General features: G+C 64.8%; 16 protein-coding genes and 1 tRNA gene. 9 read left to right on the top strand and 8 right to left on the bottom strand.

Annotated features, from left to right (window positions below):
* The first annotated feature begins 218 nt into the window (after positions 1–218).
* On the top strand, positions 219–713 hold the full coding sequence (locus tag ACTHQX_RS16270) for a DUF3592 domain-containing protein (protein WP_440158485.1): 495 nt from the start codon (positions 219–221) through the stop codon (positions 711–713).
* Positions 714–769: 56 nt separating this feature from the next.
* Here ACTHQX_RS16270 and ACTHQX_RS16265 read toward each other — a convergent pair whose 3' ends face one another.
* From ACTHQX_RS16265 to ACTHQX_RS16255, 3 genes are all read right to left on the bottom strand, one after another.
* The gene (locus tag ACTHQX_RS16265; RefSeq protein ID WP_440158484.1) at positions 770–1,408 is read right to left on the bottom strand and encodes an IS3 family transposase; all 639 of its coding nucleotides are present in this window, start codon (positions 1,406–1,408) and stop codon (positions 770–772) included.
* A 16-nt stretch (positions 1,409–1,424) separates the two neighbouring features.
* On the bottom strand, positions 1,425–1,805 hold the full coding sequence (locus tag ACTHQX_RS16260) for a helix-turn-helix domain-containing protein (protein ID WP_440158483.1): 381 nt from the start codon (positions 1,803–1,805) through the stop codon (positions 1,425–1,427).
* A gap of 93 nt (positions 1,806–1,898) precedes the next feature.
* Positions 1,899–2,222 (bottom strand): hypothetical protein, encoded by a 324-nt coding sequence (locus tag ACTHQX_RS16255; RefSeq protein ID WP_440158482.1) that lies wholly within the window; start codon positions 2,220–2,222, stop codon positions 1,899–1,901.
* A 663-nt stretch (positions 2,223–2,885) separates the two neighbouring features.
* On the opposite strand from ACTHQX_RS16255, the gene ACTHQX_RS16250 reads away from it, so the two are divergent.
* Together ACTHQX_RS16250 and ACTHQX_RS16245 are read left to right on the top strand one after the other, a co-directional pair.
* On the top strand, positions 2,886–3,413 hold the full coding sequence (locus tag ACTHQX_RS16250) for a hypothetical protein (protein ID WP_440158481.1): 528 nt from the start codon (positions 2,886–2,888) through the stop codon (positions 3,411–3,413).
* A 924-nt stretch (positions 3,414–4,337) separates the two neighbouring features.
* Positions 4,338–4,475, top strand: coding sequence for a hypothetical protein (locus ACTHQX_RS16245; RefSeq protein WP_236803380.1), 138 nt, complete (start codon positions 4,338–4,340; stop codon positions 4,473–4,475).
* Positions 4,476–4,663: 188 nt separating this feature from the next.
* Here ACTHQX_RS16245 and ACTHQX_RS16240 read toward each other — a convergent pair whose 3' ends face one another.
* Together ACTHQX_RS16240 and ACTHQX_RS16235 are read right to left on the bottom strand one after the other, a co-directional pair.
* Positions 4,664–4,888: a helix-turn-helix domain-containing protein gene (locus tag ACTHQX_RS16240; protein ID WP_440158480.1), complete on the bottom strand. Its 225-nt coding sequence runs from the start codon at positions 4,886–4,888 to the stop codon at positions 4,664–4,666.
* Between the two features lie 341 nt (positions 4,889–5,229).
* Positions 5,230–5,312: transfer RNA gene (locus ACTHQX_RS16235), tRNA-Leu, on the bottom strand.
* A 194-nt stretch (positions 5,313–5,506) separates the two neighbouring features.
* On the opposite strand from ACTHQX_RS16235, the gene ACTHQX_RS16230 reads away from it, so the two are divergent.
* Entirely contained in the window at positions 5,507–6,811 is a 1,305-nt protein-coding gene (locus ACTHQX_RS16230; protein ID WP_440158479.1) for a M20/M25/M40 family metallo-hydrolase, read from the top strand.
* Between the two features lie 27 nt (positions 6,812–6,838).
* The gene (locus ACTHQX_RS16225) at positions 6,839–7,999 is read left to right on the top strand and encodes an acyl-CoA dehydrogenase family protein (RefSeq protein ID WP_236809318.1); all 1,161 of its coding nucleotides are present in this window, start codon (positions 6,839–6,841) and stop codon (positions 7,997–7,999) included.
* A gap of 90 nt (positions 8,000–8,089) precedes the next feature.
* On the opposite strand, the gene ACTHQX_RS16220 is transcribed toward ACTHQX_RS16225, so the two are convergent.
* Entirely contained in the window at positions 8,090–8,323 is a 234-nt protein-coding gene (locus ACTHQX_RS16220) for a DUF5703 family protein (RefSeq protein WP_111904805.1), read from the bottom strand.
* 39 nt (positions 8,324–8,362) lie between these two features.
* Between ACTHQX_RS16220 and ACTHQX_RS16215 the strand changes: the two genes are divergently transcribed.
* Entirely contained in the window at positions 8,363–8,641 is a 279-nt protein-coding gene (locus ACTHQX_RS16215; protein ID WP_111904806.1) for a hypothetical protein, read from the top strand.
* Between the two features lie 23 nt (positions 8,642–8,664).
* On the opposite strand, the gene ACTHQX_RS16210 is transcribed toward ACTHQX_RS16215, so the two are convergent.
* Entirely contained in the window at positions 8,665–9,603 is a 939-nt protein-coding gene (locus tag ACTHQX_RS16210) for an aldo/keto reductase (protein ID WP_102973614.1), read from the bottom strand.
* Between the two features lie 50 nt (positions 9,604–9,653).
* On the opposite strand from ACTHQX_RS16210, the gene ACTHQX_RS16205 reads away from it, so the two are divergent.
* On the top strand, positions 9,654–10,487 hold the full coding sequence (locus ACTHQX_RS16205) for an undecaprenyl-diphosphate phosphatase (protein WP_111904808.1): 834 nt from the start codon (positions 9,654–9,656) through the stop codon (positions 10,485–10,487).
* A gap of 15 nt (positions 10,488–10,502) precedes the next feature.
* A complete protein-coding gene (gene mshC, locus ACTHQX_RS16200; RefSeq protein WP_440158478.1) occupies positions 10,503–11,786 on the top strand; it encodes a cysteine--1-D-myo-inosityl 2-amino-2-deoxy-alpha-D-glucopyranoside ligase in 1,284 nt (427 codons plus the stop codon).
* A gap of 96 nt (positions 11,787–11,882) precedes the next feature.
* Here the strand turns inward: mshC and ACTHQX_RS16195 are convergent, their stop codons facing one another.
* A complete protein-coding gene (locus ACTHQX_RS16195; RefSeq protein ID WP_190605384.1) occupies positions 11,883–12,788 on the bottom strand; it encodes a PAC2 family protein in 906 nt (301 codons plus the stop codon).
* Between the two features lie 213 nt (positions 12,789–13,001).
* Here ACTHQX_RS16195 and ACTHQX_RS16190 point away from each other — a divergent pair, with 213 nt between their 5' ends.
* Complete coding sequence (locus tag ACTHQX_RS16190) at positions 13,002–13,730, top strand: HAD family hydrolase (RefSeq protein ID WP_440158476.1); 729 nt, start codon at positions 13,002–13,004, stop codon at positions 13,728–13,730.
* Positions 13,731–13,737 lie beyond the last annotated feature (7 nt).

The following is a 13,737-nucleotide window of genomic DNA, read 5'->3' as shown; positions in this document are numbered from 1 at the left end:
TATAAGCGCTGTTTGCGGTGCGGCAAGGATGACGACCGTGGCGGCGGCGGAACCGGCACTTTCGGCGCGTGGGCTGGACCGGCAGGAGGGTGAGGTCACGAGCGAAGCTTCAGCGTGGGGAGTTGTATCCGGATCGGTCCGTAGGACCTAGTACGTAATGGACGCGGAATTTCGTCGATCCTCCGGGCCGGCGCATAGCTGGCGAATAATCAGGAAGAATGGGCATCGTGAACTCCCCGGACACCGCTGTAGCCCGCAAAGCCCAGACCTTCTGGTCACAACTTGGAGGCATCGCGTTCGTCGCGCTGTTGCTCCTGACTGGTCCGGTGATGATCGGGATCGGTTCCTCCATGACCCACGCCGATGAGGAGCTCGCGCGCACGGGTGTTCACACCGCCGGAACGATCGTCGACTTCTCCGACGCCAGAAGGGCCTCACAGCGGAACATCTCGGTGAAGTACATGTCGGCGGACGGCTCACCATATTCGACGTATGCCTCTGTGGATCACGACCAGCACCCGACCGTCGGGGACGACGTCACGGTGATCTACCGCGAATCGAACCCCAACGAGTCAGTCGTGGTGGGCTACGAAAGCGGCGGCATGTCCGTCGGCGGGATCGGCGCCCTCTTCACACTGATCTTCACCATCCCGCTGGGCCTGGTCCTCATCATCAAGAACTTCCGGAGGCGACGGAAACAGCGCACCGCCTGACAGCACAGAGAAACCCCGGCACGAGGAAATGAACTGGTCCCCGGAAGTTGGACGGTTTAGTTAGAGCCTAGGCCACGGGCCTGAGCACGGTATTGCACCGGGCTCAGGCCCTTTAGCCTTGTGGAGATTCTCTCGGTGTTGTACCAGCGGATGTATTCGTGCAGTGCCGTAGCCAGTGCATCCGTGTTGAGGAATCGGACGTGGTGGAAGAGCTCTTCCTTGAGGTGTCCAAAGAAGTTCTCGATCACGGCGTTGTCGTAGCAGTTGCCTTTGCGGGACCCTGATTGGACGGCGCCGGCGCTCCCCAGGAGCGTCCGCCACGAGGTGTGCCGGTACTGGAATCCCTGGTCTGAATGCACGAGCGGTTTCTGCCCGCTGTTCGCCTTGGTAGGAGTTGTAGCGCTTCCGCTGCCGGACCTTGCAGACAGCCCGAGTGCGCGCATTATCTTCAGCACGGTTTTCTTCGCGACCGTCCAGCCTTGGTTGAGCAGTTCCCCATGCACGCGGCGGTGCCCGTAACGGTCATAGTTCTTCTTGAAGATGTCCATGATGGAGGACTTGAGTTCCTCCTGCGGGTCAGGGGCCAGGAGCCGGGCCTGGTGATAGAAGAACGTGTATCGGGCAAGACCTGAGACCTGCAGCAGAACCGGAAGAGAGAAGTCCGCCTTGAGGGCGATGAGAGCCTGAACCTTCACCGTTGTTTCTGAGCCCTCAAGGCCCGCAATTTTCCCAGGTCCGGGGTCGGCCTTTGGGCTTGGGGCGCAAGGCATCCACGCCTTCGCGACAATAGGCACGAGCCCACGTCTTCACCAAGCCCAGTGAAGACAACTCAGCCTCGGCTGCCAGATCCGGGGCAGTCTCACCCGTGAGGATCCGTTCCACCAACGCGAGCTTGGAGTCGAACGAATACGACTGTTTCGGCTTGGCCACCAGCGCTCCTTGACCATGGATCCTCCACCGCCGATACAGAAGCTTGACCGGCCAGCGCGACACGCCCAGCAAGGTGGCTGTCGCCGTATCTGCATGGCCTTTCTCAAACCACGCTGCCGCGGCCTCGCGCTGAGCCTCGGATAACGAACTACTTGCATGCATAAAACTGCTCCCCGGAAGTCGGAACTGAATTTCTCAGTCCAACTTCCGGGGAGCAGTACAAAACGTGCAGGGGCGTCGTCGTCTGCGGAACGGTCAACTGTGGAATGCTGCCAGGGCCTTTGACGCGGCCAAGATACTGTCCCAGCCGCGCTGGCCGGCGGCTGCTGTGCGCGAATCAAGGCCGGCGCCCTTGTTCTGCGGGATGGCCACCAGGGTCGCGTCGACCACGTCCTCCGGAAGCTCTGCAAGCCATGGCCCGCGGATGTTCGGCATGACCGGGACCCGGGCGCGGATGGTCAGGAAGTGCCCGCCGATCAGGGCTGCCACGAGGCAAAGGATGCCGGTGATCAGGAGCTTCAAGTAGCCGTCCTGATCGGTGGCCACAATGTACGCCGGCGGCGCGATAGCCGCGGCCATGAGACCTAGGCGCATCGCCAGGCGCGCGGGCGCTGCCGGAGGCCCGGCGGCGGGCCACGGTGTCGGCCAGTTGCCTGTCCCGGACGGACTGTGCCTTCAGCCGCCACTGGCGCTGGGACCCCGGGTGCAGCTGGACGAGGGCGAGCGGCGGCCACCATGGCGTCGAGGCCCAGACGGGCAGCGGTTTCGGCGCAGGTGGTTATTGGCTGATCTAGGGGTGGTCTCGTCCGAACCGGGCGGTGTCCGCGGTGATTTCAACCACAAGTGGCTCCACCAGTGTGAGGGGCAGGGGTGCTTTCTCGCGGTTGAATCTGACCCAAGTGGTGCCCTTTACAGTGGTGGGCCAGGGGTGAATGCCGTGGGGTGGTTTCAACCACCGGACGAGCCCCCTCGCGGTTGTGGCCTAAAGCGGGTGGTTGTGCCGACGATCCGTAGCTCCTCGTCCAAGACCAGCCCCGCGACGAGCTCCGACGGTTGCGTGATTGGACCGGTAAGTGCGCCGCAAACGACTTCCAAGCTTTGTAATGCTTTAGCTTAGGCCAGCGGACCACGCTCACGGCGGCCGACGTGGCCCAGGTCGGCCGCCGTGAGCGATCACTGCTGCCGGGGCCAGCGCCCGGCGCTCTGGCAAGATAGGTTTGACCACCCGACGAACGAGGAATATTGAAGACCACCGCCGCCGAAGCCACCGCCGACAACTACGCTCTCGCCTACGCCCAGCAACGCTCCTGGGTGATGTGGTCCTGGGCGTACGGGGCACTGATCGCAGCTGCCGGCACCGCCTACGTCCTCGCCTCCTGGCTCACCGGCAACAACCCGGAAACCGGCGCCTTCATGATCGTCCTCGGTGCGGCGCTGGCGGCTCTGGGCTGGCTCGCGTCAGCACCGAAGCGATTTTCCCGGAAGCTGCCGAAACCGGCCATGGATGTGCGGCGGGCTGAGCAGGCAATACGCATCAACCCAGGCGTCGTCGTCTTCTCCAACGCCCTCATGGCAGCCATCCTCCTGGCGATGACGTTCCTGACCCCCAGGGGTACAGCCCCCGACGTCATCCCGATCTCCGCCATGCTGTCGGTCTGGGCGCCGCTGGTAGGGGTCGGCATACGGCGGACCACGACGCTCTTGAAAGACCGAGGAGCACTCTATGACCGTTGGATGGAGCGCTGCCGGCCGACCCCCGGAGACGGCTAACGCAGCCTCCGCACACATGAAATAAGTGCTCCGAGGCTTGCCGATCCGGCTTCCTGCACCAAGTCAGCAGCACGAACGCTCCCCTGACATCGCAAGGAATCCCTGAAGCCCGATCAATCCGCCATGCCTCCATTTCCCTTGGAGAGCTCATGTCGCTCACAGCGGCCCTGCTACCTGTTGCGGTCAGTTCAGCGAAGCGCACGCGCATTTCCCTTCTGACAGTCCTTGCCCGATGTGGCGCCGTCTACGTCAGTCGGCGGCGGTGGGCCAACGGTCCACCCTCCGGGACCTGGCTTCCTAACCCAGTCCGCCGCCGACGTCCACACTCACCTGGGGAGCGGCCTCAAGGACGACCAGGGCGGCGTTGCGGCCCACGGTGCCCAGCATCGCATGGCCGGTGCGGTTGCCGGAACCTGGGCTCGACAGTCATGGACGACAGAACGAGCAGGTCACCGCCGTGCTTCACGCCGGAACGCACAAGATTGGGTCGCTCGTGGGCGAGCATCTCTGCCACGCCATCATCTCCGAGTCGACGGCATCCATGGTGTAGAGCAGGTCATGGCGCCGGCGTCGGGGACGATCCTGTCGAATGCCCCGCCGACATGAACCCCCTCGCCGTTGCCATCCTCGCCATCGGACCAGTCGGTCCCGGTGACCGACGCAGACCAGCCGATGGGAAAGTCGCCCGGGTCATGGTCCGGGACGCCGCGGGACTCGCAGTTGTAATGGAAGCTCAGATACTAGGGGTCAAGGGCGGGCATAGCTGTCTCTGCGGTCGGGGTCGGGAATCCTCGAGGAGTCTATGTGACCGGCAAGTCAGACTGCCGGTCCGATCATCACTTGAGGCTTGAGAATGGAGGCATATATTGACGCCGTACGTGGTACACGTGCAACATCAGCAACACCACGAGGGGGGAAATTGCGATGAAAAAACTTGCCGCCACACTTCTGATGACCGGCATTCTCGCCGTAGCAGGGTTCGCTGCTCCGGCCAACGCCGCACCAAAGGACAAGGACACCACCACGGCTAACCACGCAACCGTCGGCTGGTGGCCGCATTAAGTCCAACCGTATTAGCGTCACCCAAAGGGCCGCCCTCACCGTTCTTGGTCGGGGCGGCCTTTTGACACCAAAATCGCTGTCCCGGGTGGCAACGGTGCGAGCGACCCGTTCGATGAAGCGGGGAGGATAGTCACGTATCCAACGGTGAGTGGCCGGACTGTTCGAGGTCGATCTCCCGCGCGGCTTACCTAGTCCGCACTCGGTTTGTCTCGGGAGTCAGTGTCCTGGTCCGGGTTGCTCGGCTGCGGAGCGCCGCCTGCCTGGTTATGCCGGCTCAGCAGGAAGCCCTTAACTTCGTCCCGGTAAATGATCCACGTCGTGTCGATGAGGACGCCGGGAACCTCGCCCTTATTCAGCCACCGGTAGACAGTGGTCCTGTCTTTGCCAAGGATCCGCGTCAGGGGCGGTGACACTCAGAACATGGGCAGGTTCTCAAACAGTTCGTCAATTCTGACCGGCATTCGGTGGGTTCCTTCAAGGGCAGTATCTGGCTCGGCCGAGGACTGTGGTCCGGCCATCGAGGCTACCCAGCAGGGGCCATGCCGGGATTTACGTCCGATAGTCCGCGGACGCCGCTGCGGGTAACGGAAGCACATTAACTTTTCTTGCTTCGGCTGTGCCACAAACGGCCGGCTTTGCGGCGATAGCGTTTGCAGGTGTCGCATTGTGACACTCGCGCGGATTATGAGGGATCCGTGTTTTGGCAAACGAAAAAACCCCGGGAATCCATTGGATTCCCGGGGTTTTCCCTTTGTGCGCGGAGGGGGACTTGAACCCCCACCCCCTTTCGAGGACTAGCACCTCAAGCTAGCGCGTCTGCCATTCCGCCACCCGCGCAGGTGGTATTTCGAAGGACTTTCTCCGCCTTCAAGCGGTTCGCATCTCTCCGAAGCAGCGAGAAAAACTCTAACACGAACTTTCCGGAAAGATGGAATCGAGTCGACTGGGTAGGCTGAACCTGGGTGTTCCGGCGGCCAAAATCCGCCACAACCCGCATGAATCCGCGTTTTTCCCGCTATTAGGAGTGATCAATGACACAGATCCGGCCAGAGGATGAAGTCGTCAGCATCTGCCAGGAGCTCATCCGCATCGATTCATCCAACTACGGGGATGGTTCGGGTCCCGGCGAACGTGCCGCGGCCGAATACACCGCCGGCCTGATCAGCGAGGTGGGGCTGGACGCGGAAATCTTCGAGTCGGAACCAGGCCGGGCCAGCGTGGTTACCCGCATGGCGGGGGAGGACCCCTCCGCAAGCGCCCTCGTGGTCCACGGCCACCTGGACGTGGTGCCCGCCCTCCGTGAGCAGTGGTCTGTGGACCCGTTTGGTGCCGAGCTCAAGGACGGGCTCATCTGGGGCCGCGGCGCGGTGGACATGAAGGACATGGACGCCATGATCCTGTCCGTCCTGAGGGACTTTGCCCGCACTGGCCGCAAGCCGAAGCGAGACATCATCTTCGCGTTCTTCGCGGACGAGGAAGCCGGCGGCGTTCACGGTTCCCAGTTTGCGGTGAAGCACCGGCCCGAGCTGTTCGAGGGAGCCAGGGAGGCCATCTCCGAAGTGGGCGGATTCTCCGCCACCATCGGCGGCCAGCGCACATACCTCCTCCAGACGGCGGAGAAGGGCATCTCGTGGCTGCGCCTCGTGGCCCACGGCCGCGCCGGCCACGGGTCCCAGATCAGCACGGACAACGCCATTACGCGGCTCGCGGCAGCCGTGACCCGCATCGGCGAGTACGAGTGGCCCATCGAGCTGACGGCCACTACACGCCAGTTCCTCGACGGAGTCACGGAACTAACCGGCGTCGAGTTTGATCCCGACAACCCCGACAGGCTGCTGAAGGAACTGGGCACTGTGGCGCGCTTCGTGGGCGCCACGCTGCAGAACACCTCCAACCCGACGCTCCTGAGGGGCGGCTACAAGCACAACGTCATTCCCGAATCGGCCGAGGCGCTGGTGGACTGCCGGACCCTGCCGGGCCAGCAGGAGCACGTCCTGGAGGTCGTCCGTGAACTGGCGGGCAGCGGCGTCGACGTCAGCTACGTCCATCAGGATGTCTCCCTGGAAGTTCCGTTCTCCGGCAACCTCGTCGACTCGATGATCGACGCGCTGCACTCCGAGGACCCCGGCGCGAAGGTCCTGCCCTACACGCTGTCCGGCGGAACCGACAACAAGGCGCTCAGCAAGCTCGGCATCACAGGCTATGGCTTCGCGCCCCTGCAGCTGCCGGACGACCTCGACTTCACCGGCATGTTCCACGGCGTTGACGAGCGCGTCCCGGCGGATTCGTTGAAGTTCGGCGCACGCGTCCTGAACACGCTGCTCACGAACTACTGAGGGACGCGAGTGGACCCCCAAACACCCCTGGACGCCGAACGGCTGCTGCCTGATGACCTGCTCGAACGGATCCGGGGGAGAGCGGCGGGATACGACGAGCGGAACAGCTTCTTCACGGAGGACCTCGAGGAACTGGCCGCCGCCGGGTACCTGTTGCTTTTCGTGCCGGAGGCCGACGGCGGGGCCGGCCTTGGACTGGAGGCTGCGGTCCGCTGCCAACGGCGATTGGCGACGGCGGCCCCGGCCACCGCGCTGGCCGTCAACATGCACCTGGTCTGGACCGGGGTGGCGCGCGTCCTGGCCGAACGCGGCGACTCTTCCCTGGACTTCGTGCTGCAGGAAGCGGCGGCGGGGGAGATCTTCGCCTTCGGCAACTCCGAGGCCGGCAACGACTCCGTTCTTTTCGATTCGCTGACGGAGGCCAAGCCCCTGGGGGACGGCAGCTACTCGTTCACGGGCACCAAGATCTTCACGAGCCTTTCGCCGGCCTGGACGCGCTTGGGCATCTTCGGGAAGGACCCGGCCGCGCGGGAGGGTGAAGGTGAACTGGTGCACGGCTTCATCCGGCGGGACACAGCCGGCTACCGGATCCGGGAGGACTGGAACACGCTGGGCATGCGCGCCAGCCAGTCCAACACCACCATTCTGGACGGCGCAGTTGTCCCGCCCGGCCGCATCTTCCGAAAGCTTCCGGTGGGGCCCAACGCGGATCCCCTTATTTTCGCCATCTTCGCGTGCTTTGAAACACTGCTTGCCGGCGTCTACGCGGGCATCGGGGAACGGGCCCTGGTGCTGGCCGTGGACGCCGCCAAGCGCAGGACATCATTCAAGAATGGGGGCCGGAGCCTGGCCCAGGACCCCGATATCCGCTGGAAGGTGGCCGAGGCAGCCCTCGCCATGGACGCCCTGTACCCCCAGCTTTCCGTGGTGGCCGGCGATGTGGACCGGCTGGCGGACCACGGCAGCCAGTGGTTTCCGAAGCTCGTGGGCGTCAAGATCCGAGCGACGGAAACGGCGCGGACGGTGGTGGACCTTGCCGTCCGGGTCTCCGGGGGATCCAGCTACTTCAGGGGGTCGGAACTGGAACGCCTGTACCGTGACGTCCTGGCCGGGATGTTCCACCCCTCGGACGACGAGTCGGCGCACAACACCGTTGCCAACGCCTGGCTGGGCCCGCTCGAAGAATGACCGCAGCGTTCACCGGCTCGGACACCTGAAGCAGGCAGCACGAAAGTGGGCGCACGCCATCCAAGGCGCGCGCCCACCCGCCCAAGCGGCCTAGGCCGTGCGCTGCACCTGGGTGACCCGGCGGCGAAGCCAGAAGCGCCTGCCCCCGCCCACATAGAGCCTGCTGCGCTCGAGTTCCCACTTGCCGTACTCCGAATGTTCCACGAGCCGGCGCCGGGCTTCGGGCAGGGAATCCTCAGGACCGACGGTCAATACGAGGTACTCGTATTGCCGGGCATAGTCCCGTTCCCGCAGGACCGAGCTGGTCAGAAAATGTTCCTTCATTGCTCTCCATTTTCGTCCTTTTCCCGCTAACGTGAAGGCATGAGCATCGATCCGCGTGTCGCGCTTCAGTCCCTGACTGCCGCCTTGGAAGAACATCTTGCAGCCGCCTCAGCCCGCCGCGGGGATGGTGACCCTTCGGTGGAGGCGGCATTCTTTGCAGTTGCCGATGCCTTCGAAGTCTACGAGGACGCCCTCTATGAGGCCTACAACGAAGTGACGCCGCTCCAGGTGTTCGATGACGAGGAAGACGAAGAAGAAGACAGCGAAGTGGATGACGAGGATCTGGAAATCGTCGAGGAGAGACCCGGCTCGGTTTAGATCCCGGCGGGATCCGGGCCCGGCTAAGCCAGGCTGCTGGAGACATCCTCCAGGGCACGTGCTATTTCCGCCGGCAGCGGCGTGAGCTGGGCATCCAGGATTTCCTTGAGCTGGACCGGCGTGCGCGCGCCCACGATGGCCGTCGCCACCCCGTGCCGGGACAGCAGCCAGCTCAGCGCAACGTCCAGGGAGGACCGACCCAGGCCGCGGGCGGCCATGGCAACAGCTTCGACCACCTGCGACGCGGGCTGCTCGAGGTAGGGCTCCACGTAGGTGGCCAGCCGTGTACCCGCTGCCCTGGAATCGGAAGGCACATGCCCGCGATACTTGCCGGTGAGCACGCCACGGCCCAGCGGCGCCCACGCCATCAGTCCCAGGCCCGCATCCTCGACGGCGGGAACCAGTTCCGCCTCGGGCTTGCGGCGCAGCAGTGAATACTCGGACTGGTTGGCGACGAGCGGGAACCCGGCGACCGCGGCCGCCTTGGCGGTCTGCCAGCCGTTGTAGTTGGCGATTCCCGCATAGCGTGCCCGTCCGCTGCGGACGGCGAAGTCAAGGGCGGACAACGTCTCCTCAAGCGGGACATTGGGGTCCCACGCCTGGGCGAACCAGAGGTCGACGTAGTCGGTGCCGAGGCGCGCCAGGCTGGCTTCCAGCCCGGACAGCATCGCGTTGCGTGATGCGTCCACCCGCTGCCGCCCGTCCGACGGCGACACACCGGCTTTGGTGGAGATGACCACTTCCGTGCGGGACACGACGTCGCCGAGCATCGACCCAAGCATGGCTTCGGCCTGGCCGTCGGCGTAGGAGGCCGCGGTATCCACGAGGGTTCCGCCGGCGTCCACGAACGTGCGCAGCAGCTCCGAGGCATCCTGCTCGTCCGTTTCACGGGACCAGGACATTGTGCCCAGGGAGAGGGATGACGCGCGGAGCCCACTGTTGCCTATGTAACGCTGCTGCATAGCAGTTAGCTTACGGGGAAACCACCCGCATCATGACGTAGGGTCTTAGCGTGAACTGGATTGAAGCGGCCCTGCTGGGTCTTGTGCAGGGACTGACCGAATTCCTACCTATTTCATCGAGCGCCCACCTCCGGATCGTGGGCTCTTTCCTGCCGAACGCGGCTGACCCCGGCGCGGCCTTCACCGCCATCACGCAGCTCGGCACCGAGACCGCCGTGATCGTCTACTTCTGGCGGGACATCGTCCGGATCGTGAAAGCCTGGTTCGGCTCCCTGTCCGGACGGGTCTCCCGCCAGGACCCCGACGCACGGATGGGCTGGCTGGTGATCCTGGGCAGCCTGCCCATCATCGTCCTGGGCCTCCTGTTCCAGGACCAGATCGAATCCGTCCTGCGAAGCCTCTGGATCGTAGCCACCATGCTCATCGTCTTCGGCCTCATCCTGGCCGTGGCCGACGCCATCGGCAAGCAGGACCGCGACCTCTCCGGGCTCACCTACAAGCATGGCATCCTCTACGGCTTCGCCCAGGCCATGGCCTTGATTCCCGGGGTTTCGCGCTCCGGCGGCACCATCACCGCGGGTCTCCTCATGGGGTACACCCGTGAAGCGGCCGCCCGGTACTCCTTCCTCCTCGCCATCCCGGCCGTCTTCGGCAGCGGCCTCTACCAGCTGTTCAAGGTGGTCGCCAAGGACGGAGCGAGCGGCCCGTTCGGACTGGGGGAGACGGCCCTGGCAACAGTGATCGCCTTCGTCGTCGGCTACGTCATCATCGGGTGGTTCCTGAAGTTCATCTCAACGCGCAGCTACCGGCTGTTTGTCTGGTACCGCATCTTCCTTGGCCTCGCCCTGTACCTCCTGCTCGGTTTCAATGTCATCAGCGCCTAGCACTAGGCTTGGTCTGTGAAGTCCTGGATCTCCCGCCCCGTGCCTGTCCTGCCGGGGGAAATGCCCGCGCTCCGACTGTTCGACACAACCGCACAGCGCGCCGTAACCCTGAATGCCGATGGCGAAAAATCGATGTATGTCTGCGGGATCACCCCGTATGACGCCACCCATATGGGGCACGCCGCCAGCTACGTCGCGTTCGACCTGCTGAACCGTGCCTGGCGCGACGCCGGCCAGCAGGTTGCGTACGTCCAGAACGTCACGGACATCGACGACCCGCTGCTGGAACGTGCCGAGGCCACCGGCGTTGACTGGCGCGAGCTGGCGGAGAGCCAAATCGAGCTTTTCCGCACTGATATGGAAGCCCTCAACGTCATCGCCCCCGATCACTACGTGGGCGCCGTCGAAGCCATGCCGCTGATCGTCCCCGCGATTGAACGGCTCCTGCGCCAGGGGCTGGCCTACCGGGTTAACGGCACCCCGGGTGAGCCCGACGGCGATGTCTACTACGACGTCGAGGCAGCCAGCAAGCATGCCGTCGGCGTGGACGCCTGGACCCTCGGAGCCGTCTCCGGACTTCCGGAAGCAGAAATGCTGGAACTGTTTGCCGAGCGCGGCGGCGACCCTGGCCGGGCCGGCAAGCGCCAGGCCCTCGACCCGCTGCTGTGGCGCGTGGCCCGCGACGGCGAACCCAGCTGGCCCGGCGGCGAGCTGGGGGAGGGCCGGCCCGGCTGGCACATCGAATGCACCGTCATCGCCCAGAAGTACCTGCCCGCGCCCTTCACCGTGCAGGGCGGCGGCTCGGACCTGGTTTTCCCGCACCACGAGATGGGCGCGGGCCATGCGTACTCGCTCTCCGGCGTGCCGCTGGCCGAGCACTTCGCCCACGCAGGCATGGTGGGACTGGACGGCGAAAAGATGTCCAAGTCCAAGGGCAACCTGGTCCTGGTCTCCAAGCTGCGCGCTGCGGGTGAAGATCCCGCGGCCATCCGGCTTGCCATCCTGGCGCACCACTACCGGTCCGACTGGTCCTGGACGGCGGAAGGCTTCAACGAGGCCAAGGCACGCCTGGAACGGTGGCGTTCAGCCCTGGCGGCGGCGCCGGCCGTGACCGCCGCGGAACTGATCGGGCAGATGCGCGAGGCCCTGGCCAACGACCTGGACGCGCCCGCGGCCCTGGCCGCCGTCGACCGATGGGCAGAGCGCGCACTTAACAGCGCCGGCGACAACGACACGTCTGAAGCAGACCGAACTTTGGTGCGCGACGCCGTGAACGCCCTTCTCGGCGTCGAACTCTAAACGTCGGTTTAGACGGTTCCCTGCCCCCACGACGTTCCGCAACGTCTTGCGGGCAGGGAACCGTCGAAACGGCGCGGGCGCCGGTTCTGCTAACGCCTAGGGCTTGTCCTTGCCCCGCCGCTTCAGGTAGCGCTCAAACTCACGCGCAATCGATTCGCCGCTGGCCTCGGGCAGGTCGGCGGTGTCCTTCGCTTCCTCCAGCTGCCGCACATAGGCGGCAATTTCGGGGTCCTCGGTGGCCAGCTCGTTGACGCCGCGCTCCCATGCCTCGGCCTCCTCAGCCAGCTCGTGCGTGTCCAGCGGAACCTGGAGCAGTTCCTCGATGCGGTGCAGGAGCGCCAGCTGCGCCTTGGGTGACGGGGCCTGTGCAACGTAATGCGGCACCGCCGCCCACAGGGAGACGGTGGGAATGCCGGCCAGCAGGGATACCTCGGACAGCACGCCGACGATGCCCACGGGTCCCTCGTACTGCGAGGCCTCGAGGTTCAGCCGTTCCCGCAGCACGCTATCGTCCGTGGAGGTGCTGACCGGGATCGGGCGGCTATGCGGCACATCGGCCAGCAGCGCGCCGACGAGGACGACGTAATCCACATGAAGCGCCTCGGCGTGCACAAGCAGTTCCGCTGTATATGCACGCCACTTGTAGGACGGTTCGGTGCCCTGGATGAAAATCACGTCAACGTTGGTGCCGGGGGCGCTGGCCTTGTAGATCCGCGTGGACGGCCACTTGATCTTGCGTTCTCCGGAGGCCGTGCGGCGGACCGTAGGCCGGGTGAACTGGAAGTCGTAGTACTCATCGGCATCTATGGAGGCGACTTTCTTCCCGCCCCACAGTTTGTTGAGGTAACGGAGCGCATCACTGGCGGCTTCCCCCGCGTCATTCCAACCCTCGAACGCAGCCAGCATCACAGTAATACGCTGGCCCTCGGGAACAGGCTGCAGCAGCTGCTCCGTCTCAGGCGCTGTGCCCGGTTCGTTGGTGTCTCCGTCAAAGCTGTTCATCCCTTCACCCTACGTCCACAAGTGTTGCTGTTGCATAGAACGAACCGCCGCAGATCCGGACAAACTCCACGTCCGCGCAGGTCACCCCGCCGGTTACCCCTGCTGTTCATCCCTGCGCGTCATCCCTGGCGGGTCCTGCGCGGATATTCGCCGACGGCGTAGGGCCGGGGCCCGCGGCAGGGCGCCGCCGGGCGGCCCGGTACAGTGGAAAGCATGGAATCTGCCGCCACTCAGCCCTTGCTCAAAGCCGTTTTATGGGACATGGACGGCACCATCGTTGACACAGAACCGTACTGGATCGAAGCCGAACACAACCTTGTCGAGTCGTACGGGGGGACATGGTCGCACGAACAGGCCATGCAGCTCGTAGGGCAATCACTGGTCCACTCGGCCGGCATCCTCCAGCGGGCCGGCGTGCGCCTGGAGATCCGCGAGATCATCGACACCCTTACGGGCCAGGTCATCAGCCGCGTCCGGGAGAACGTGCCGTGGCGCCCGGGGGCCCGGGAACTGCTGGATGAACTTTTCACTGCCGGCGTGCGTTGTGCCCTTGTGACCATGTCAGAGGCACCGCTGGCGCGCGAGATCGTGGCGAGCCTTCCCCGGCCCTACTTCGAGTTCCTCGTTACCGGCGACACCGTAACCCAGGGCAAACCGCACCCGGAGGCCTATCTCAAGGCTGTGGACCTGCTGAAGCAGCAGGACCCTGAACTCACCGTCGATCACTGCGTGGCGCTGGAGGACTCGGAACCGGGTGCTGCCGCTGCCGTGGCATCGGGCGCCGTGACCGTGGCCATTCCGCACCTCGTGCCGCTGCCGGACGATGCCCGCAGAACCACATGGGATAGCCTCGCAGACCGCACCGTGGCCGAACTCGAGGAGCTGGTCAGGCTCCGTCTCGGCTCGCGCGAGCCGGCGGCAACCTTCGAGAACGTCAACTAAGGAGCCC

Source organism: Arthrobacter sp. SAFR-023, from assembly GCF_051965295.1.
Lineage (GTDB): Bacteria > Actinomycetota > Actinomycetes > Actinomycetales > Micrococcaceae > Arthrobacter.
Note: the sequence above shows the minus strand (reverse complement) of the source record. Positions and strands in the feature narration are given on the sequence as shown.